The sequence below is a fragment of the Brachybacterium epidermidis genome (assembly GCF_015209585.1).
Lineage (GTDB): Bacteria > Actinomycetota > Actinomycetes > Actinomycetales > Dermabacteraceae > Brachybacterium > Brachybacterium epidermidis.
The window spans coordinates 137863-157974 of the sequence record NZ_JADEYR010000002.1 but is presented as its reverse complement, the minus strand read 5'-3'; the positions used below and the strand labels follow the sequence as shown (position 1 = coordinate 157974).

16 protein-coding genes and 1 tRNA gene are annotated in these 20112 nt (G+C 70.2%); 7 read left to right on the top strand and 10 right to left on the bottom strand.

From position 1 onward, the window contains the following. Position 1: 1 nt before the first annotated feature. From IOE58_RS03375 to IOE58_RS03365, 3 genes are all read right to left on the bottom strand, one after another. The gene (locus IOE58_RS03375) at positions 2-1573 is read right to left on the bottom strand and encodes an HNH endonuclease signature motif containing protein (protein ID WP_193865019.1); all 1572 of its coding nucleotides are present in this window, start codon (positions 1571-1573) and stop codon (positions 2-4) included. 393 nt (positions 1574-1966) lie between these two features. Continuing rightward, a complete protein-coding gene (locus tag IOE58_RS03370; protein WP_193865018.1) occupies positions 1967-3397 on the bottom strand; it encodes a PGAP1-like alpha/beta domain-containing protein in 1431 nt (476 codons plus the stop codon). After that, positions 3394-4254 carry a hypothetical protein gene (locus IOE58_RS03365; protein WP_193865017.1) on the bottom strand — a complete coding sequence of 287 codons (861 nt, stop codon included), beginning with the start codon at positions 4252-4254 and terminating at the stop codon, positions 3394-3396. Before IOE58_RS03365 ends, IOE58_RS03370 begins: the two co-directional genes overlap by 4 nt. Before the next feature lie 367 nt (positions 4255-4621). Here IOE58_RS03365 and IOE58_RS03360 point away from each other — a divergent pair, with 367 nt between their 5' ends. Next, positions 4622-4993 (top strand): hypothetical protein, encoded by a 372-nt coding sequence (locus IOE58_RS03360; RefSeq protein WP_193865016.1) that lies wholly within the window; start codon positions 4622-4624, stop codon positions 4991-4993. After that, positions 4956-6431, top strand: coding sequence for a DUF4091 domain-containing protein (locus IOE58_RS03355; RefSeq protein WP_348981850.1), 1476 nt, complete (start codon positions 4956-4958; stop codon positions 6429-6431). The genes IOE58_RS03360 and IOE58_RS03355 overlap by 38 nt, the downstream gene beginning before the upstream one ends. Before the next feature lie 32 nt (positions 6432-6463). On the opposite strand, the gene IOE58_RS03350 is transcribed toward IOE58_RS03355, so the two are convergent. The 3 genes from IOE58_RS03350 to IOE58_RS03340 form a co-directional block, all read right to left on the bottom strand. Further along, positions 6464-6715 carry a hypothetical protein gene (locus IOE58_RS03350; RefSeq protein WP_193865014.1) on the bottom strand — a complete coding sequence of 84 codons (252 nt, stop codon included), beginning with the start codon at positions 6713-6715 and terminating at the stop codon, positions 6464-6466. 43 nt (positions 6716-6758) lie between these two features. Then, a complete protein-coding gene (locus IOE58_RS03345; protein WP_193865013.1) occupies positions 6759-7316 on the bottom strand; it encodes a DJ-1/PfpI/YhbO family deglycase/protease in 558 nt (185 codons plus the stop codon). A gap of 204 nt (positions 7317-7520) precedes the next feature. Further along, positions 7521-9059 (bottom strand): protein adenylyltransferase SelO, encoded by a 1539-nt coding sequence (locus IOE58_RS03340; RefSeq protein WP_193865012.1) that lies wholly within the window; start codon positions 9057-9059, stop codon positions 7521-7523. Positions 9060-9170: 111 nt separating this feature from the next. Here IOE58_RS03340 and IOE58_RS14160 point away from each other — a divergent pair, with 111 nt between their 5' ends. The 5 genes from IOE58_RS14160 (at position 9171) to IOE58_RS03310 (ending at position 15145) form a co-directional block, all read left to right on the top strand. Then, a complete protein-coding gene (locus IOE58_RS14160; protein ID WP_228018773.1) occupies positions 9171-11285 on the top strand; it encodes an ROK family protein in 2115 nt (704 codons plus the stop codon). 106 nt (positions 11286-11391) lie between these two features. Beyond that, the gene (locus tag IOE58_RS03325) at positions 11392-12453 is read left to right on the top strand and encodes a Gfo/Idh/MocA family protein (RefSeq protein ID WP_193865011.1); all 1062 of its coding nucleotides are present in this window, start codon (positions 11392-11394) and stop codon (positions 12451-12453) included. Between the two features lie 360 nt (positions 12454-12813). Continuing rightward, positions 12814-13452 (top strand): RodZ family helix-turn-helix domain-containing protein, encoded by a 639-nt coding sequence (locus IOE58_RS03320; RefSeq protein ID WP_193865010.1) that lies wholly within the window; start codon positions 12814-12816, stop codon positions 13450-13452. A gap of 8 nt (positions 13453-13460) precedes the next feature. Then, positions 13461-14009, top strand: coding sequence for an NYN domain-containing protein (locus tag IOE58_RS03315; protein ID WP_017823543.1), 549 nt, complete (start codon positions 13461-13463; stop codon positions 14007-14009). Between the two features lie 62 nt (positions 14010-14071). Continuing rightward, positions 14072-15145, top strand: coding sequence for a hypothetical protein (locus IOE58_RS03310; protein WP_193865009.1), 1074 nt, complete (start codon positions 14072-14074; stop codon positions 15143-15145). A 30-nt stretch (positions 15146-15175) separates the two neighbouring features. Here the strand turns inward: IOE58_RS03310 and IOE58_RS14605 are convergent, their stop codons facing one another. From IOE58_RS14605 to rplI, 4 genes are all read right to left on the bottom strand, one after another. Next, a complete protein-coding gene (locus IOE58_RS14605; RefSeq protein ID WP_193865008.1) occupies positions 15176-17611 on the bottom strand; it encodes a TIM-barrel domain-containing protein in 2436 nt (811 codons plus the stop codon). 187 nt (positions 17612-17798) lie between these two features. Continuing rightward, positions 17799-17882 (bottom strand) — tRNA-Leu (locus IOE58_RS03300). A 142-nt stretch (positions 17883-18024) separates the two neighbouring features. Then, complete coding sequence (locus IOE58_RS03295) at positions 18025-19455, bottom strand: amino acid permease (protein ID WP_193865007.1); 1431 nt, start codon at positions 19453-19455, stop codon at positions 18025-18027. Positions 19456-19634: 179 nt separating this feature from the next. After that, positions 19635-20105, bottom strand: coding sequence for a 50S ribosomal protein L9 (rplI, locus tag IOE58_RS03290; RefSeq protein ID WP_193865006.1), 471 nt, complete (start codon positions 20103-20105; stop codon positions 19635-19637). Positions 20106-20112: the final 7 nt, after the last annotated feature.

The window sequence follows — 20112 nt, the reverse complement described above, 5'->3', positions numbered from 1 at the left end:
TTCAGAACGGAGGATCGCCGTACTGGCTGATCGGATCGTCAGCCCCGGTCAGGTCGTTCCCCGCAGCACCCGGGGTGTTCGCATGCCTGTTCCCGGAGGGATCGTCGTCCCCCGCTGCGGAGGTGTCACCGCGGGGGCGCCTCCGGGGTCCATGACGGCCCTGTTGCTCGCGCCATTCCTCGTTCATCTCGGCGGCGAGCTGCGGGGCGACCAGGTCGCGGTCGTCCCACGTGGTGGTGGTGATCTTGCCGTCGATGGTCCACAGCGTGCGGTCCATGCCCGAGGGCCAGCTGTTGTGGAGATCTGCGTCGTCGCGCACGGGGTCGAGCCGACCCAGGGTCTTCCACTTGCGGTGCAGCCAGCACAGCAGGTGAAGGTTCTCGAGGCTGGTGGGGCCGCCACCGCTGGGGTCGAGGTGGTTGAACTCGATGATGTGGTCGGCCTCGCTGGCGAGGATGGTGGGCCTGGTGCAGCCCGGGGCGTTGCAGGTGGGATGCCGGAACCGGAGCTGTTCGAGAAGAGCCGCCGGGGGCCGGTAGGTGGTGGGCGCGGCGGGCAGGTACGCACCTGTCGCCGGATCGGTGAGGATCCGGAACCAGGTGGACTCGCCGCCGGCGAGCGCGCGGGCCTGATCGACGGGGACGGGCACCAGGCCGTTCAGCATCCCCGGCATCTCCGAGCGACCCTGCAGGGTCAGCGCCGGGACCGTGACGTACAGCTTGAACCGTGGGGCCGGCACCTGCACGGTGCCCGTCTCGAGCACGGAGCGGGTGAGGATCGCGTAGCGGATCGCCGCCAGCGACAGTGGGCGGCCCCGCTCGAGCACGTCACCGTCGATGTCGAAGGGGATCTCCGCTCCGTTCTCGTCCTGCAGGGCGGCACGCTGCGCCTTCTGCACGGCATGGGCGCACACGTCCAGACGGTGTGAGAGGGCCATGATCTCCGGGATCGGGCCGGTGATGGTGAGGGAGGCCGTGCCCAGCTCGGGATCGGCGAGGTGGAGGTCCACGCTGCGCAGTGCCGACGGCGGTTTCGGGGTATCCAGTGCGGTGACCATCGCGACCAACCGGCGCAGGTGGCGCACAAACTGATCACGGGAGATCGAGGCGAGGTCCCAGCTGGCCACGTGCTCGTCGATGTGCTGGACGTGGCCCTCGTCCAGCGGCCGCACCAGGCGCAGCAGGTGCACGTGCCACTCCTCTGGCAGTTCCCCCTCGGCCAGGCGGTGGAAGGTGCCTGGCATCTGCTCGACGGCGCGGTGGGCATCCCGGATCATGGCGCCGGCCCGGAAGGATGAGGTGCGAAGGCCCACGGCGATCTTCATCGCGGAGATGTCGGCCTCGTCCAGTGCGCCCTGGGCATCAGGGTCGTAGTGGAAGAACGTGGCCATGTCGCGCAGCTGCCGGGCGTACAGGCGGGTGCGGGTCTTCATCCGCTCGTGCATGCGGCAGGCCAGAGCGGCTTGCGGGTCGCCCGACGGAGCGTCCACCTCGTCGATGATCCGCTCCTGCGTGAGGGGTGAGCGTGCGCGCACGGGCCAGCGCCGTACCGGGGTGAACAGTTCCCCACCCATGCCTCCACCTCCCCACAGCCGATCAGTACATCCAGACTACTCTTTCGAATGCCCGTACGAAAGGGCCACCGAGAATCTGTGGATAAGCGTATCGGGGAGCATGAAAGCGAACATGAGTGGGGACAGAAATGTGGACGAATATGTGCACAAGTGCGTTCTGGGGAGGAACTTCAATACCCCCTACTACCTGCGAGATGTGGAGAGACATGTGGAAAGCCGTGGCATGGGGAGGAACCTCGACAGCCTCGAGCACCCCGGGACTGCAGCCCCCTGCGTCCCGAGCTCTAACGCGAAAGGGCTGTGGACGACAGGGCGCCACCGGCGACCGCCGGGTCAGGGCGCGAGGCAGGCCTCAGCTGTCTCGACCCAGGCCTCAGCTGTCGCGACGCAGGCCTAGTTGTTGCGATGCACGTCGGAGACGTAGTGATCGGCATAGCCGGTGTCCCCCACCAGGAAGTCGGCCACTGATCCGCTGTGCTGATACTGATGCAGCTGCGAGCCGTTCTGCGCCAGCTGCTCGGTGACGGTGGTGTGGTACTCCCCGGAGGAGTGGTTGTCGCCCGGCGAGAAGATCCCTCCCGGGGAATCCGCCGTCACCGTCGTCACATTGGGCGAGACCACAGGGGGATTGAGGAAGATGTCGCGCCCGCCGGCATCTATCTTCGGGACCAGGTCGTTCCCGTGCTGGATGTGCAGATAATCCGTCCCGGAGTTCACCGGATCGTTCTGCACGGGAGAACCGTAGGTCATCACATTCGTGACGTTGAACTGATTCGAGAAATCCGGGTCCCCAGCGAGGCTCGAGGCGATCATCCCGCCCTGCGAATGACCGTTCAGCATGAGAGGCGTGCCCGGGGGGAGGTCCAGGTCGGAATAGAGCTGTGCGATCGCATCGGCCGTCGCCTCCGAGCCCGCGGACCACCCGTTGGGGCCCGCCTGCGCGGCGTTGCCCGAGAGGTCCATCGGATTGTTCGAGGCGAACGGGCTCCACTGCTCCGTCCCCGGGATGTTGGCGATCACCCCGGTGGGGTTCCCCTGGGCATCGCGCACCACGGTCAGCCCCACCTGCCCGTCCTCCGGTGCACCGTAACTGGCATTGGTGTTGTTGATGATGTCTGCCAGGGAGTGCGGATCGACGTAACCGGGATCACCCGGCCCGCCCAGTTCCACCTGCTGAGGGGCGTCGGCATAACCGGTCCCGTCGTCGGCCAGATTGAGGTCCAGGCCGGTCGTCGCGTGCACCAGGGTGTTGATGCCGTCGAGACCGGCATCGATCAGGCCCACCCCGAGCTCGGTCAGGCGCGGCCACTCCCCATTCATGACGGCGTCGGCGGCCATCCCGAGCAGGCCGGTGGTGGACCTGCCCAACTCCTGCAGGTTGCCCAGCAGGATGCCCGGGTAGTCCCGCAGGTCATCCGGCCACCCGGCGATCTGCTCCCCGATCTCATCGGCCACCCAGTCCACCACCCCGGCCACCCCGGAGGCGAAGTCGGAGATCTTCTCCGCCGCACCGCTGAAGAAGTCAACCACGCCGTCCCAGAACCCGCCCCCGGAGTCCCCGTTGGAGGAGGCCTTGTCCTGCTCCTCGGCGTGACGCTCCAGCTCGCCGGAGCGGTCCCGAATGCCCGGGACCACCACCGACTCGCCCTGGCTGCGCACCACGTGCCAGTTCTCGCGGAACGAATCGGCATCAGGGCCTCGCCATTCCACGGCGTGGGTGGCGGCGTCGAGCCGGTCCAGCACCTCCCCCAGTCGCTCAGCTGCGGTGCGGAGCCCCTCGGCCTGGTCGCGCACCTGGTCCGGGTCCATCCCCTGGAAGCTCATCGCTCATCCCCCTCGGTGGTCTGCCCGGCACCCTCAGCGTTGTCAGCGCTGTCCGCCCGGTCGGCCGTGACGTGGTTGATGGCCGCGATCAGGTCGGCCTTGAGGATCTCGGTGAGCGCGCCGACGGGGGCGGGCTCGGCGGTAGTGGCCTCGCCAGTGCCGGGGAGCGTCGCGGGCACCGTTCCGTCGGCCCCGAAGGCGTACCAGGAGCGGGCGCGGATCATAGGCTCGCCGGTGGCCGGGTTCGCGGAAACCACGATCTGCACCTGGGCCACGGATGGCGGGTCCACCGAGGGCGGGTCCGTCGTCGCTCCGGGAGCCTCCGGCGCCGTCAGGGATTCGGACGGATCCGCACCGAAGGCGGGGCGCTGGGGCACCAGCGCGGTGATCAGGTCGGAGAAGTGCTCGATGCGGCCCACGGCCAGGGTGAGCGCCGAGCTGCGGGCACCGAGGGACACCGTGGAGTCACTGGAGGTCACCTCGCGCACCTGGTCGATCACCAGCTGGATCTCTCCGGCCACGTGCACGGTGGTGGCCCACGCCCGCGCGCCGTCCACGCTCACCATGTCGATGCGCACGGGGGAGGTGATGGCGCGGCGCAGGAGGGCGTCCCAATGGGGTTCCACCTCGACGGGGTCCGCGGATTGCAGCAGGCCGGCCTGATGGGCCTGGGCGGCCGCGGTCTCCGAGCTCGGGGCACTCCCGTCCCGCACCTGTGCGATCACCCAGGCGAAGGTGGACTCGTCGATCCGCAGCAGACGCGAGGCGCCCGGCAGCTCGGTCAGTCGCGGGGAGTGGTCGAGTGTGCTGGTGGCGCCCATGAGGGCACGGTACGTGCGACCTGGGTCGCCGTCCATGGGTACTCCTCCCCATGGTCACCGCCCAGGCCCTGTGCTGCGCAGGATCGGCCGGCCGGGTCGGTGCACTCGGCGTATCCGGGCATGGGCAGACCCGCAGGTCGCGCTGGGCGCCGGTCGGGGGACGAGTCCGACCCCTGCGGGTCCGGGCAGCTCGAGTGGATTCGCTGCGGTCCGTCGATCCGATGAGCCGCCGGAGCGATCCGACGGTTCGGGCCGATGGTCGCCTCAGCGGCGAGCCACCTCACATGTCCGATGGGAAATCATTCCTCGGATCACCTCCTTTCGGTGTGGGATCACCGTAGGACCGTCGGGGAACGTGCGCAACGGTTTTTCCTGTCGGTCGGCATGCCCGAGCAGACGTCCGATGAGAGGATGGAGGGCCGACGTCGTCGCCCCCGCCCCCGCCGCAGGAGTGAGCACCGTGCAGACCGTTCTGATGGACAGCCTCGAGAAGCTGATGGGCAGGGCGGAACCCCGCCCGGCCTCATTGATCGGAGGTGTGCACGCCTCCGGCTTCCTCGGGGAGCGACTGTCCGTGCAGATCGCGGTGAGGCTCGAGGCCGGGGAGGGCTGCGCCGACGCGCTCGCGGACGGGGCCGGCGAGCGCCCGGCCCCTCGCAGCGCGGGCATGACGGCGGCGGTCGAGGTGGAGCTGCTGGGAGACCTCGCGGCACACACGACCCTGAGCGGTGCGGCGCGTGCCGGTCTCGACCCCCGCCCCCGAGGACCCCGATGAGCACTACCTGGTCACCGAGCCAGGCGAGTACCCCGACGTGCTGGAGCCGCTCACCGGGGAGGCCGGCGCGGGCGGTCCCGACACCGATGCCGGCGACCGCACCGTCGTGCTCGCCCCCCTCACCCCCGGGTGCTGGGAGGCGCTGTGGATCGACGTGCTGGTGGAGGACGCCCTGCTGGCCGGGGAGCACGAGCTGCTGATGCGGCTGCGGCCCGCCGGCAGTGACGGGCCCTGGGAGGAGCACACCCTCCGCCTGCAGATCCATCCCCATCAGCTGCCGCCGCTGGAGATCGTCAACACCCACTGGTTCCACGCCGACTCCCTGTCCTCCTACTACGACGTCGAGGTGTTCTCCGAGCGGCACTGGGAGCTGATCGAGGCGTTCCTGCGCTCAGCCCGCGAGATGGACGTGAACTCCGTGCTCACCCCCACCTGGACGCCTCCGCTGGACACCGCCGAGGGCCACAAGCGCCCCACCGTGCAACTGGTGGGCATCAGCGAGGAGAGCGGTGAATACCGCTTCGACTTCACCGAACTGGACCGCTGGCTCAGGATCTGCCGCGAGGTGGGCATGGTGTCGATCGAGGTGGCGCACCTGTTCACCCAGTGGGGTGCCCGCTTCACCCCCGCCATCCAGGTCCGCACCGCCGACGGGATCGAGGACCGCTTCGGCTGGCACGTGGCCGCCACCGACCCCGAGTACCGCCGGTTGATGGTGGCGCTGATCCCCGCGCTGCGCGAGCATCTGGCCGCCACCTGGGAGGGCCGCGTGCTGCGGCACATCAGCGATGAGCCCAGCGTGCAGGGCCTGGAGGACTACCGGGCGGCGAAGGAGCAGGTGAGCGACCTGCTCGAGGGAGCCGATGTGGTGGACGCGCTCAGCTCACTCGAGTTCGCCGAGCAGGGGGTGGTGGACATCCCGATCGTGGCCACGGACCATGTGGAACCGTTCCTCGACGCCGGTCGCAACCCGTGGGTGTACTACTGCGTGGCGCAGGACCGCGAGGTGGCCAACCGCTTCATCTCCCTGCCCTCGGTGCGCAACCGGGTGCTGGGCCGGCAGCTGTTCGTCCACCACGCCCCGGGGTTCCTGCACTGGGGCTACAACTTCTGGTGGGCACAGTTCGCGCTGAAGCCTATCGACCCGTTCACCGAGACCTGCGCGGGCGGCGGCTTCTACGGGGGCGACTCCTTCGCCGTGTACCCCGGGCCCGACGGCACCCCCTGGGTATCCCTCCGGCACCGCGTGTTCGCGCAGGGGATGGCCGACCACCGGGCGCTGACCTGGCTGGCCTCGCTGGTCGGCCACGATCGCGCCGCCGCCCTGGTGGACGAGGGCGGCGCCCTCACCTACGCGCACTTCAGCTACGACGTCGAGGAGCACCTGCGGGCCCGGCGGGCCGTCGACGAAGCGATCCTTGAGGCACTGGGGAGCTGATCTGCCCAGCGCCTACCAGCTCCCGTCAGGGGTCAGACCAGCGGCTGGTTGCCGGCCAGGTCGTCGATGTCGTCGCCCTCGGAGCGCATCTCGTCCTGATCGCGGTTGCCCTGCTCAGCAGCGGCGAGGTCCTCCTGGCCGCGCTCGACGGTGCGGTCCAGGCCCACGCCCTCGGCCTCGGCCGGGGCGGGACGCTCCGGGTCGCCGGGGCGGGCGGCCTCGAGGGCGTCATCGATGCTCTCGCCGGTGGTGGGCTCGGTCTGGAAGTCCGGGTTCTCGGTCATGGCGTTGCTCCTTCGTGGGTCAGGGGGCGGGCCGTCAGGGCCTTCAGGCGGTCAGGGCCTTGATGATCGCACCGTTGAAGGCGTCGAGATCATCGGGGTTGCGGGAGGTGATCAGCGGGAAGCCGCCGCCGGTGTCCACCACCACTTCCTGATCCGTCCAGGTGGCGCCGGCGTTCAGCAGGTCATTGCTGATGGTGGGGACCGAGGTCATGTCGCGGTCGTCCACCAGGTCCGAGTCGATCAGCAGCCAGGGGCCGTGGCAGATCGCGGCGACCGGCTTCCCGTCGGCTGCGAAGGCCTTGACCAGCTCCTGGGCGGATTCCTCGGCGCGCAGCGTGTCGGCGTTGAGGGTGCCGCCGGGGATCACCAGGGCGTCGTACTCATGGGCGTCGGCATCCTCCAGCAGGATGTTCGAGGGGACCTCCGGGCCGGGCTCGCGGTCGAGCTTCAGGGTCTTGACCGGGCCTGACTCGGCGGCGGCGACGACCACCTCAGCGCCTGCCTCCTTCAGCTCTGCGAGGGGGCGCTGGATCTCGTCGGTCTCGGTGCCGAAGTTGGTGGTGATGATCAGGATCTTGCGGCCTGTGAGCGTCGCGGTCATCGTGCATCTCCTTGTGTAGAGCGGTCGATGGACGGCCCTGCTGCACGGGCGCCGAGCTGAACGCGGGGCTGTGGGAACAGGTGCCGACCCGTGTCGCGACCGTAGCACCGCGCGCCCGGAAGCCGCCGACCGAGCGGTGGGAGCCAGCGGAGGGAATGGGCAAGGGTCCGAGCACGAACAGGGTGGGGCAGCGGTCGCTTCCCCTCAGGTTCCGCAGTAGATGAGGAACACGTCCCCACCCTCACCCGGCCCCGCCAGATGCTCCAGGTGGGCGCGGGCGTGGAACGGCGAGCGCACGGCCTCCATCATCTCCTCGACGCCGGAGAGGTCGCCGAGGTGGGCCCCGCGCAGCGCGGCGTCCAGATGGACGTTCCGTGGGATGTACACGGGGTTAACATCGTCTCGGGGCGAGGATCCACCCAGGCCAACGCGTCTGCGGTCCCATTGCTCGAAGGGGGCGGGATCCGCGAACAGCTCGCGCGCGGTGCCGCCCGTGAGGGCGCGGAAGAACCTCGTGTGGTCCACTGCCTGGGCTTCGAGGAGGGCCAAGAGGTCCTCCCCGAGTGCGCGGACCGCCGCGAGCTGGACGCCAGCGCTGTCGGAGGCGGCATCAGCGTCGGAGGCGGCATCAGTGCTGGTGCCGGCAGCCGCGCCAGGTCCAGGGCTCTCGGGGACCCCGAGCTTGGCCGCCATACCGCGGGTCCAGGCATCGAGGTACGCGGGCTCGTAGCCCTGCAGCACGGCAGTGGCAGCCTCGATCCCCGCCTCCGGCTCGTCGGGGGCGATGACCGGCAGCAGGGTCTCGGCGAAGCGGGAGAGGTTCCACAGGGCGATGCCGGGCTGGTTGCCGTAGGCGTAGCGCCCCTGCTGGTCGATCGAGCTGAACACCGCGCGGGCCCGGTGCTCGTCCAGGAATGCGCAGGGCCCGTAGTCGATCCCCTGCCCCGAGATGGTCATGTTGTCGGTGTTCATCACGCCGTGCACGAAGCCCACCAGCATCCACTGCGCGACGAGGCGGGCCTGGGCCTCGGCCACGCATCGCAGCAGCTCGAGGTACGGGTTCTCCGCATCCCCCGCTGCGGGGTGGTGGCGGTCGATGGCGTGATCGGCGAGCGGTCGCAGCACGTCGGGGCCCAGGTGCCAGGCGGCGTACTCGAAGGTGCCCACGCGCAGGTGGCTGGAGGCCACGCGGATGAGCATGGCGCCGGGCTCGGGGGTGATGCCCTGCCGGGGACGGATCCGCTCCCCCGTGCTCACCACCGCGAGGGCCCGCGTGGTGAGGATGCCCAGCGCATGCAGGGACTCCCCGATCACCGCCTCGCGCAACATCGGGCCCAGCGGAGCCTTGCCGTCACCCGCTCGGGCGAAGGGGGTGCGGCCGGCGCCCTTGAGGTGCAGGTCGAAGTGTCGACCATCGGGGGCGACGATGTCGCCGAGCAGCACGGCGCGCCCGTCGCCCAGCTGGGGGTTGGGCTGTCCGAACTGGTGGCCGGCGTACACCTGGGCGGTGGTGTCGGGGACCTGTCCGGTGAGCAGCGCGAGTCCCTCGGGCCCGCGCAGCCACTCCGGGTCGTACCCGAGCTCGGCCGCAAGTTCTTCGTTCAGCCAGGTGAGCTGGGGCGAGGGGGGCGCCTCTGCCTGGTGTGGCACCGAGAGCTCGGGCACGGTCTCGGCGTAGGTCTGCTGCAGGGCGGGAATGGATGGGGTGGTCGGGGTGGTCGCGGGGCTGTCGATCATGGGCATCGCCTCCTGCGGTCACGGTACCGGGACGACCTTGACAGGACTCCCGACGCGGCGAAGACTGAACCCAAGCATTTACACAACCGGGTTTCATAATCCCGTCGAAGGGCATCCATGGGCACCGCCGACAGCGCTGCTGTGCGCCAGGGCAACGCGCGCGCCTGCCTGCTGGCCTTGCGCGAGGCGACCCAGCCCCGCACCGTGGCCGAGGTGTCCGAGCACACCGGGCTGTCGCGCCCCACGGTGGACGCCGTGCTCACCTCCCTCGTAGAGACCGGGCCCGTGCGCATCGTGCCCGCCGCGCCTGCCTCCTCCCCCGGCAGGCCGGCCCGCCGATTCGCGTTCCATCCCGGGGCGGCGACCGTGGCGGCGGTGGACATCGGCGACCGCTCCGTGCGGTGCCTGCTCACCGATGCTGCAGGCCGGATGGTCGCCACCGGGCGCCGCGAGTGCGCCGGAAACGGCGCTGCTGCCCGTCTGGATGCAGTCGCTCAGGTGGTGCAGGACGCCGCTGACGAGGGCGGGACCGATGAACGCCTCTCCCCGGCGGTCGTGGGCATCGCCGTGCCCGGCATCCTCGATGCGGATGGCCGGCTCGCCCAGAGTCTCGCGGTGAAGGACCTGGAGGGCACGGACATCGCCTCGGAGCTGTCCTTGCGCCTGGGTTGCCCGGTGGCGGTGGAGAACGACATCAAGCTCGCCGCCTACGCCGAGCACCACCTCTCCGCCCGCCCCGCCGACATCGCCTTCGTGCAGATCGGTCACCGCATCTCCGTGGCCCTGATCCTGGGCGGCCGGATTCTGCAGGGCCGCCACCGGCTCGCCGGTGAGCTGGGCACGCAGCGCGGCATGCGGTGGACCAGCACCTCCCGGCGTGGCCGCTTGAGCTGGTCCACCGGGGACGACGCGGCGCCGCTGTTCGCTCGGGCGGCCGACGGTGACCAGGCGGCCCTGGCGGAGATCGACGCGTTCTGCGCCGAGATCGCACCGCGCCTGGCCACCCTGCTGCTCACCGTGGACCCTGAGCAGGTGGTGATCGGCGGCGGTCTGTCCCGCGCCGGCGACCTGCTGCTGGACCCACTGCGCCACCACGTGCACCACCTGCTCACCAGCCCCGGGAAGCCCGTCTTCCGCACCGCACGCCTCACCACCGACGGCGCTCTCGTCGGTGCGCTGGGTCTCGCCTTCGAGCACGGCTCCGTGCAGGGCACCGGCGTGCTGGAGGTGCCCCCGCCCTGGCACCGCTTCCCGGCACCACCCGACCGCCCCCGCCAGGCCGGCCCTCCTGCTGCAGACCCTCCCCCGCAGTCCCCGCCCGGAAGGAACCCCGTGACCGATCAGATCCGCTTCGGATTCAGCTCCTACAGCTTCCACTCGAAGCTCGCCACATCCCAGATGACGCTGCCGGAGGTGATCGACTGGGTGGCGGCCTCCGAGGGTGAGCACCTCGAGCTGGCCTCTCTCAGCGAGCAGACCGACGACCCCGTGCCCAGCATCGCCTCGGACCCCGCCTACGTGGACCAGATCCGCGAGAAGGCGGCGAGCGCGGGCGTTGTCCTGTCCAACCTGGCGATCGGCGCGGACTTCACCTCCGAGGATCCCGCGGAGGTGGCACGCCAGGTGGAGCGGGTGAAGCAGTACGTGGACCTCGCCGAGCGCCTGGGGATCGAACGGATGCGGCACGACGTGGCCGGCCACCCCGGCCTGCCCGGTGATGACACCCCGCTGTTCGGGCGTGCTCTCCCGGGGATCGTCGCCGCCTGCGCGGAGATCGCGCAGTACGCGGCCACCAAGGGCATCACCACCAGCCTGGAGAACCACGGCTTCTTCGTGCAGTCGGCCGACAGGGTGCGGCGCATCATCCATGCGGTGGACCAGCCGAACTTCCGCACCACCCTGGACGTGGGCAACTTCGTGTGCGTGGACGAGCAGCCCGAGGTGTCGGTGGCCCAGAACCTGCCCTACGCGATGGTGGTGCACTTCAAGGACTTCTACATCCGGCCCGCCCGGCAGGATCCGGGCGCGGGCTGGTTCCGCAGCCGCGGCGGCAAGCATCTGCGCGGGGCGGTGGTCGGCAACGGCGACATCGACCTGCGTGCGGTGGCCCGCGCCATCAAGGACTCCGACTTCTCCGGCTACGCCGCGATCGAGTTCGAGGGCTGGGAGGACTGCCTGATCGGCTGCGAGCGCGGCATCGCGAACGCCAAGCGTCTGCTGGCCGAGGCCTGAACCGCCCCCGCCCCGGCCGTCTGAGCCGTTCTACCGCCCCGCCCATCCGGCCCGTTCCATCCGCCCCCTCCCGTCCTTCCCACCCCCGTCCCCTGAGGAGACCCCCATGACCACTTTCCGAGTCGGCGTCATCGGCGCCGGGAGCATCGCCCGCGCTCACCTGGAGGCCTACGCCGCTCACCCCGAGGTGCAGATCGTCGCCATCAGCGACATCAACGCCGCCCGCGCCCGCGCCGTGGCCCAGGAGTTCGGTGCCTCCCGCTCCTACGCCGACGCCCATGAGCTGCTGGCGCAGGACGACATCGACGGTGTCAGCGTGTGCACGTGGAACGACTCCCACGCCACCTGGACCATCGCCGCCGTCGAGGCGGGCAAGCATGTGCTGGTGGAGAAGCCGATCGCCCGCACCGTTGCCGAGGCCACCGCCATCCAGGACGCGGTCAGCAGGAGCGACCGGGTGGTCCAGGTGGGGTTCGTGCGCCGTCATTCCCCGAACTGCCAGGTGCTGAAGTCCTTCATCGACGCCGGGCAGCTGGGCGAGATGTACTACGCCAAGGCGAGCCTGATCCGCCGGATGGGCAACCCCGGCGGCTGGTTCGCCGACAAGGAGATCGCCGGCGGCGGGCCACTGCTGGACATCGGCATCCATGTGCTGGACCTGGCCTGGTACCTGATGGGCTGCCCGAAGGCGGTGTCCGTCTCCGGGAACACCTACGAGGTCCTCGGCAACCGCGCCAACATCACCACCATGCCCCGGTACAAGGTCTCGGACTACGACCCGGACAAGAACACCGTGGAGGACATGGCCAACGCCGTGGTGCGCTTCGAGAACGGCGCCTCGCTGCTGCTGGAGTGCTCCTACTCCCTGCACGCCACCAAGGACTCCACCCTGGTGTCGGTCCATGGCACCAAGGGCGGCGCGGATCTGGAGCCCAGCCTGCAGATCGCCGCGGAGATGCACGACTCGGTCGTCAACATCACCCCGCAGATCTCCTCGGGCACCTTCGAGATGGGAGCCGGTTTCGGCAACGAAATTGCGAACTTCGTCGATGCCTCCCTGGGTCGCGCCGAGTCCGTGGCCCCGGCGGAGCACGGGGTGGAGATGGCGCGGATCCTCGAGGCCGTGTACACGTCGGCCGCCGAGGGCCGCGAGGTCCGTCTGGACTGAGCAGGGAACCGTTGGGCCCCGGGAGCACCCGGGTACGCTTGCGGAGACTCCGTCGAAAGGTTCGAGCACATGAGCAGCCCCTACCCCGGCAACCCGTCCCCTCGGCAGCCTCAGGGCGGTGCGCCGCAGGGAGGCGAGCCGCAGTCGGGGGCGCCGCAGTCGGGTAGCCAGCCTCCCAGCAGTGGCCAGTGGGGCTCGCCGCCTCCTCCGCCGTCCTCGGCTCCCGGCAACGGGTACCCCGGTGCCGCAGGAGGCACGGGTGCCCCCGCCGGACCGGGCGTCCCGACGGGTGGCGGGGCCCCCTACCCGGCCCCTGGCGGCGGCCAGCCACCGCAGAAGAAGAAGCCGTGGCCCTGGATCGTGGGCATCTGCGGCTGCCTCACCCTGCTGGCCCTGGCAGCGGGTGGCGGCGGCCTCGCACTGCTGTCGATGAACGGCGGGGATGATCCCACCGAATCTCCCTCGGCCGGCCCCACCTCGGAGGAGACCACCCTCGAGGACCCCACCGACCCCGCGACGTCGGACTCGCCCCCCTCCGAGGCCCCCCCCTCCGAGGGGCCGCCGTCCGAGGCCCCCCCGTCCGCTGAGCCCACGGGCGCCGTGGGCCTGCCCGGCTCGGACGTCTACGTGGACACCCCGGTCCAGGACCCGACCGACGCCGACCTCGACGCCGCCAAGGACACCGTGATCGCCTACCTGATGGGACTGTCCGACGACGACCCCGCCGCCTCCTGCGCGCTGCAGATGGACCCGCTCACCGGCAAGGGCATCGACGACAGCTCGATCCTCCAGGACACCTGCGTGGAGTCCACCCAGCAGGCGATCGACGATCAGGACCTGGGGGGCAAGGCCACTCACCTCACCCGCGACCACTTCGAGGCGAACCTCGATGCGGAGGGCCGTGTGGTGCTGGTGCACAGCATCCACGCCGATGATCCCTCCCCGATGAAGATCGCCAAGGGCACGGACGGCAAGCTGTACGTCGCACTGGGAGCATGACGGATCAGATGACCGACCGCACCACGTACCTCCTGGTCGACGGGGAGAACATCGACGCCACCCTGGGGGTGTCGGTCCTGGGCCGCCGGCCCCAGCCGGAGGAGCGGCCCCGCTGGGGCAAGCTGCTGACCCATGCACAGGACGCCTGGGGCAATCCGGTCTCGGGCCTGTTCTTCCTGGCCGTGGGCGACAGCCTGCCGGTGGGCTTCGTGCAGGCCCTCACCGCGATCGGGTACCGACCGGTGCCGCTGCGCGGCGAGGGCAAGGTGGTGGACATCGCCATCCAGCGCACCGCCGAGGCCCTGCAGGACCGTGCGGCCGACGTGATGCTGGTCAGCCACGACGCGGACTTCGTGCCGCAGATGACGGCGCTGGCTGGCACCGAGGGGCGTCGCACCGCCCTGGTGGGCTTCCACGAGTTCTTCTCCGGTGAGCTGCGCGGCATCCCCGGCATCGAGATGTTCGACCTCGAGTACGACGTCGAGGCGTTCACCAGCCCGCTGCCGCGGATCCGGATCATCGACATCGACGAGTTCGATCCCTACGAGTTCATCTGAGAAGAGGCCCTCCGATGGGGCTCGATGCGCAGTCACTGCTGGCAGGGCCCCGCGGGAGACGGATGTGTCTCGACCTGGCCTGCCGGTTGGACGAGCGGATCGGCCTGGGTGCCTCGATGCTGGGGGCCGAGCTGGATCCGAGTCCCTCGTTCCGCTCCGTGCTGCTGTTCGGTCCCGTTGCCGGGGGCAGCGGGGGCAGCGGGGGCGACGGCGGCGCGGGCCAGGCCGACCGTGAGCCGCCCCGCACCATCGAGGAGCTGGCCCGCGATCTGGCAGCCCTGGACCTGACCGTTCTCGATGCGCCTTCCCCTGGCAGGACTCCCGGCGGGGACACGGCCCAGCTGCTGCATCGGGCGCTGTCCTCGTCGGTGGAAGCTGCCATGTACTGGCAGGAGCCCGATGATCAGGACGCGCTCGCTGCTCTCCCGGACATCGGCGATGCGCTGCGGCCCTTGGCCGAGAGGGTTGCCGCATGGGCACCGGTGCTGGGCTGGGACCGGCCGTGCGCGCCGCAGCAGTGGATCCTGCCCTGGGACCGGCCGGGTTCTCCCGACGACTCCTGGCTCCATCGGGACGTGTCCCGATGGGCCGCGGATGCCCGGGAGGGTGAGGCAGCCGCACGCAAGAAGCAGCCCCGGCATGCCCGGAACGCACCGTCGGGGTCATGGTGGTCGACCCCGTTGGGACTGCAGCAGACGGTGGACCGGGTCCCCGCCGCACTGGACCTGGTGGAGGACGAGATGGGCTGGGTCGACGCGTGGGTGACACCGGTGCACGGGCCCGGCCGCACCCTCGAAATCACAGGCGCGGAGGACTGGATCGCCCTGTGCCGTGAGCACCCGTTGGAGGTCTCGGCCTCGCGCAGGGGTGACTGGTACCAGGTCACTGGCCGGGACGGCAGATGGGTGGTGCCCGACTGGGAGCAGGTGGCGCAGCAGTGGGACGCCGTGCACCTGACGGTGGCCGGGTACCTGCAGGCCGCCACCCGTGCCCTTGAGGTCGATGCCGATACCGCGAGCGTGATCGGCGGCTGGGACCCCGGATCCACCTACTGGCTGACCGGCGACGTTCCCGCCGTGACCGGCGAGGTGCAGCGGTGGCTGCACCAGGACGAGGGCTGGGTGCGCACGCCCTGACCTGAGCCCGGACGAGTGCACCCGTTCCTGTCACCGATCAGCGAGCAGCAGCTCCGTGAGGGCGGCGACCAGCTCCGGGGTGGGGTGGCCGTGCTCGACATCCTCCGGCGTGAACACGGGCACCGTGCCGTACGCGGCGAGGGAGCTGAGGGCGGCGGCGCCGTCACGCTCGAGCTGGGCGAACAGCAGGTCCTTGGTGAAGTAGCCGATGGCCGCGCCGCGCAGCACCTTCTCCACCTGGCCCAGCACGTCGCCGGGCCCGGTGGTGCCGAGCCCTGCGCCCTCCAGCACCACCGGCTCGGTGCCGGCACCGACCAGGCGCACCCTCACCCGACCGTCGGAGGTGGTCACGCTCTGGATCTCGGCACCGCGTACGGTGAGGTCGCCGGCCGCCTCCGGGCCGAAGCCCAGGAGCGTCAGCTCCCAGATGGTGCGGGCCGGGAATCCGTCGCCGGTCGCGGGCTCGATGGTGAGGCGCCCGGCCTCGACGTCCAGCGAGAACACGGTCTCGGCCCAGGTCCCGGGCTCGGTCTCCTCGGCCAGCGTGAACGTGCCGTCGGCGCCGCCGGCGACGAGCACCTCGAGCGCCGGGCCGGTCTCGCGGATGTCCAGGGACTCCCCCTCGGCGACCAGTGGCAGGAACCCGCCGGCGCGCAGCAGCACCGGGATCGAGGACACGTCGCGGTGCAGGCTCGCCAGTCGGCCCCCGCGATAGGAGATGCCGGTGGTGACATCGGTCCAGCGGCCCGCGGGCAGCCACGCCTCGGCCACGGCGAGCCGGGTGGTGCGGTCCGCGGGTCGCACGATCGGCGCCACCAGCAGCTGCGAGCCGAAGAAATACTGGTCGCGGTACATGTACGCCTCGATGGACGTGTCCTCGAAGTAGGTGGGCTCCACCAGGGAACGACCCTCGCGGTGCGCGCGGCGGTTCATGGCATGCAGGTAGGGCACCAGACGGTGGCGCAGGCGCAGCTGCTCCACCATCACCGCGTGCGCGGGCTCGGGGAACATCCACGGCTCCTTGCCGGTGAACCGGGAGCTGGAGGAGTGCAGGCGCATTATCGGGGAGTACACGCCGAACTGCACCCAGCGGGTGGCGAGCTCGTCGTCCCAGTACCCGCCCATGTGGCCGCCGATGTCATGGCTCCACCAGCCGTAGCCGATGTTCGCCGCGGCAGCCGTCATCCGCGGCTGGAACGCCAGGGAGTCCCAGCTGATCACGGCATCACCGGAGAAACCGACCGGATAGCGGTGACTGCCTGGTCCGGCGTAGCGGGACAGGATCAGTCCCTCCCCCATCTGCTTGCGGGTGTCCTCGTACTGGACATGGTTGAGCACCCACAGCGGATCCATGCCGGGGACCTTCGAATAGGGGCCCGACTGCCAGTCCAGCCACCAGAAGTCGGTGCCCAGCTCCTCCAAGCCTCGATGCAGCGCCGCCAGGTACGCCTTGATGAACACGGGATCGGTGACATCGAACTCGACCGCGGAGCCGTCCACCTCCTTGCCCATGGCCTCCACGACCCGACCGTAGAGGGCCTCGAAGGCGCGAACACCATCGGCCGGGTGATCGTTGAGGGTGACCTTCAGGCCCCGTTCATGCAGTTCGCGTTGGAACCGCTCCGGGTCCGGGAACAGCTCCGGGTCCCAGGTGTACCCGGTCCAGCCGGAGCCGTAGACAGGGTCCACCTCGGTCACGTGCCAGTCCATGTCAATCACGGCGACCGAGAACGGCACACCCTCAGCGGCGAAGCGGTCCATCAGATCTAGGTATGTCTGCTCCGTGTAGCGGTGGAAGCGGGACCACCAGTTGCCCAGCGCCCAGCGCGGGAGCAGCGGCTGCGGACCGGACAGCGCGAACAGATCCCTCACGGCAGCCACGTGGTCGCGGCCCGCGGCGAACACGTACAGGTCAACGGAACCCGGCTCGGCACCCCGCGCCTGCAGTTCACCGTCGGGCCCGAACACCATCGAGCCCGAGTCGTCGATGTCCGCGTAGCCGTAGGTGCTGTTCACCCCGGGATCGAGGTCAACGGCGCCGTCGGCCTCGTCCAGGGTGCGGGTGGCCCCGCCCAGGTTGCCGTCCAGGGGCCGGGTGGTGCGGCCCTCGCGGCGGGCCGTGCGGTGGGCCGGCAGGGACAGATCCTGCTGGTACCGCCAGATCGAGTGGTAGTTGGAGACGCCGCCCAGCACCGACAGGGAGAGACCGTTGGCGGAGAACTCGCCGCGGTCGTAGTCCAGCACGTAGTGGTCGGTCTCCACGCGCACCCCGGTGGCCGTCTCGCTCACGCGCGCGGACTCGTCCCGCAGCTCGCGGTTGGTGGCGAACACGGAGGGGCGGTCCTCGAAGGGGCCCGAGGGCGACCATTCCAGGCGCACCAGGCGCGGCGTGATCGGAGTGATGCGGAAGTTGTCCCCCTGCAGCAGGGAGTTCTCGATGAAGCTCTCAGGGGCTGGGGTTGTCACAGGGTCATCCCTTCACGGCGGCGCTGGGGGCTCCCCCAGCGTCTCCCCACACGTGTGGCTAGCGCAGCCCGTCGGTCCCGACCACGCAGGACCCATCCTCGCCCTGCGCCACTCACCGCCACACCACCGAGGCACGAAAAACCCCCTCCACCGGCATTTCTGCTGGTGAAGGGGGTTTTCCTCGCGGTGCGCGAGGGGGGAGTTGAACCCCCACGCCCTTTCGGGCACACGGACCTGAACCGTGCGCGTCTGCCAATTCCGCCACTCGCGCGAGACTTCAACACCGGGTTTCAACACACCGAGGTCGAAGGTTCCTACAGATTACCCCCAGGAACGCTGTCGCCCAAACCGGATCGGACGTACCGTAACGAACACCACGTGACGGTCTGCGCGGGGAGACCGGGAGGGCGGCGTCAGCGCATCGTCTCGGCCTCGGCGAAGGCCTCGTCGATGTCGGCCGGTTCGATGCGGTGCCGGGCCACCGCCAGGTACAGCACCGAGGCGAGCACCACCGCGGGCACACCCACCATCGCCGCCACCTGCATGCTGGGCCGCACCGCGACCGTGGCGAACACCGCCGCCAGCCCTACCAGGCCCACCACGGCGGTGCCGATCCCGCCGGGCATCCGGAAGGTGGCTCCGGTGGTGCCGCTGCGACGGAAGCTAATGTAGGTGAGCAGGATCAGGGTCCACACCATCAGCACCGAGAACACCACCAGGCTCATCATGTACCCGAACACGCCGCCCACCCCGCTGAACGCCAGGATCGCGGCGCCGAGGATGCCGATCGAGCTGCAGGCGATGCCCACCACCGGTACCCGGCTGCGGGTGGTCCAGGCGACGGCCCGGGGTGCCAGTCCGTCGGAGGCCAGGGAGTGCAGCATGCGGCTGCCGGCGTAGAGGTTGGCGTTGGCTGCCGACAGCGCGGCGATCAGCACCAGCAGGTTGGTCACGTGCGCACCACCGGGGATGCCCACCCGGTCGAACACCATCACGAACGGGGAGGTGGCCACGTCCTCACCGGTGCCGGCGGCCTGCCGCCACGGCACCAGGCACAGCACGATGCTGATGCACGCCACGTAGAAGAACGCCAGGCGCACCACGGTGGTACGGGCGGCGGTGCGGATGGAGCGGGCCGGGTCCTTGGCCTCGGCGGCGGTGATGGACAGCAGCTCGATGCCGCCGAAGGAGAACATCACGATCGACAGGGCCACCCACACCGGCGCCCATCCCATCGGGGCGAAGCCCCCGTCGGCCGTGAGAAGGGCGAGACCGGGGGCGGGCTGGGAGGGCAGGCCCACGAACACCAGGAACGCCCCGACGACGATGAACACCGCAACGGCGATCACCTTCACGGAGGAGAGCGCGAACTCGACCGTGCCGAAGGAGCCCACGCTGGCCAGGTTGATGCCCACGATCACCGCGGCGAACAGCAGGATGCCCGCCCACAGCGGCACTCCCGGCGCCCAGTACGAGAGGTAGGCGGCACAGGCCACCAGTTCCGCGCCGGTCACGCCCACGGTGACGATCCAGTACAGCCAGCGGCTCAGGTAGCCCCAGAACGGGGAGAGGTAGCGGGCTGCGAGGGTGCCGAAGCCACCGCGCACCGGGTGGCGGGAGGCCATCTCTCCCATCGACAGGGCGATGGTGGCAGCGATGAGGGAGCCGATCGCGAAGGTGATGATCACGGCGGGGCCAGCCAGGGCGATCGCCTCGCCGGAGCCCAGGAACAGCCCGGTGCCCAGTGCCGAGCCCATCGCGATCATGGCCATCTGACCGTGACCGAGGGAGCGAGCGAGCTGCCCGTCGGCGCGCTCGTCAGAGGAGGAGGTCTGGGTAGTCACCCGTCGAGGTTAGCCCGACCCTCAGCGTCGCGCTCCAAGGCTGGCCGGAACCGTTCCGGAGCAACGAAGGGCGGCGGGAGCTCGAGGGCGACCGAGCGCACCGTCGGCCGAGACAGTGGGGGTAGCAGCAGCGCCCCGCACCGTGAGGGTGCGGGGCGCTGCAGGGTCGATCGGGCCGATCAGGCCTTGGCGGCACCCTTGGCGGCCACGACCTGGACCACCAGGTTGGCGAAGATGTCCTCATGCAGACGCACGGTCGCCTTGTGCTCGCCCAGCGACTTGATCGCGGTGGCGAACTCGACGGTGCGACGGTCGATGTCCTTGTCGAAGGTGGTCTTCACGGCCTCCGCGACCTCCTTGGAGGTCACGGCGCCGAAGAGACGGCCGTTCACGCCGGCGCGCTCGGCGACGACGACCGGCTTGGCCTCCAGGGCCGCCTTCAGCGCCTGGGCCTCCTCCACGCTCTCGATGGAGCGCTTGCCGCGAGCGGCGCGGATCTGGTCGAGCTGACGCTGACCGCCCTTGGTCCACGGGGTGGCGAGACCGCGGGGCAGGAGGAAGTTGCGGGCGTAGCCGTCCTTGACCTCGACGACGTCACCGGCGGCACCGAGGCCGGTGACCTCGTTGGTGAGGATGAGCTTGCTGGTCATGTGCTTC

What these genes read in the sequence shown, in the direction of transcription:
- IOE58_RS14160 (WP_228018773.1), top strand. Translation starts at nt 9,171, where the DNA reads ATGGGCACCGCCGACAGCGCTGCTGTGCGCCAGGGCAACGCGCGCGCC.
- IOE58_RS03340 (WP_193865012.1), bottom strand. Translation starts at nt 9,059, where the DNA reads ATGCCCATGATCGACAGCCCCGCGACCACCCCGACCACCCCATCCATT.
- IOE58_RS03345 (WP_193865013.1), bottom strand. Translation starts at nt 7,316, where the DNA reads ATGACCGCGACGCTCACAGGCCGCAAGATCCTGATCATCACCACCAAC.
- IOE58_RS03310 (WP_193865009.1), top strand. Translation starts at nt 14,072, where the DNA reads ATGTGTCTCGACCTGGCCTGCCGGTTGGACGAGCGGATCGGCCTGGGT.
- IOE58_RS03360 (WP_193865016.1), top strand. Translation starts at nt 4,622, where the DNA reads ATGAGAGGATGGAGGGCCGACGTCGTCGCCCCCGCCCCCGCCGCAGGA.
- IOE58_RS03375 (WP_193865019.1), bottom strand. Translation starts at nt 1,573, where the DNA reads ATGGGTGGGGAACTGTTCACCCCGGTACGGCGCTGGCCCGTGCGCGCA.
- rplI (WP_193865006.1), bottom strand. Translation starts at nt 20,105, where the DNA reads ATGACCAGCAAGCTCATCCTCACCAACGAGGTCACCGGCCTCGGTGCC.
- IOE58_RS03350 (WP_193865014.1), bottom strand. Translation starts at nt 6,715, where the DNA reads ATGACCGAGAACCCGGACTTCCAGACCGAGCCCACCACCGGCGAGAGC.
- IOE58_RS03365 (WP_193865017.1), bottom strand. Translation starts at nt 4,254, where the DNA reads ATGGACGGCGACCCAGGTCGCACGTACCGTGCCCTCATGGGCGCCACC.
- IOE58_RS03325 (WP_193865011.1), top strand. Translation starts at nt 11,392, where the DNA reads ATGACCACTTTCCGAGTCGGCGTCATCGGCGCCGGGAGCATCGCCCGC.
- IOE58_RS03370 (WP_193865018.1), bottom strand. Translation starts at nt 3,397, where the DNA reads ATGAGCTTCCAGGGGATGGACCCGGACCAGGTGCGCGACCAGGCCGAG.
- IOE58_RS03315 (WP_017823543.1), top strand. Translation starts at nt 13,461, where the DNA reads ATGACCGACCGCACCACGTACCTCCTGGTCGACGGGGAGAACATCGAC.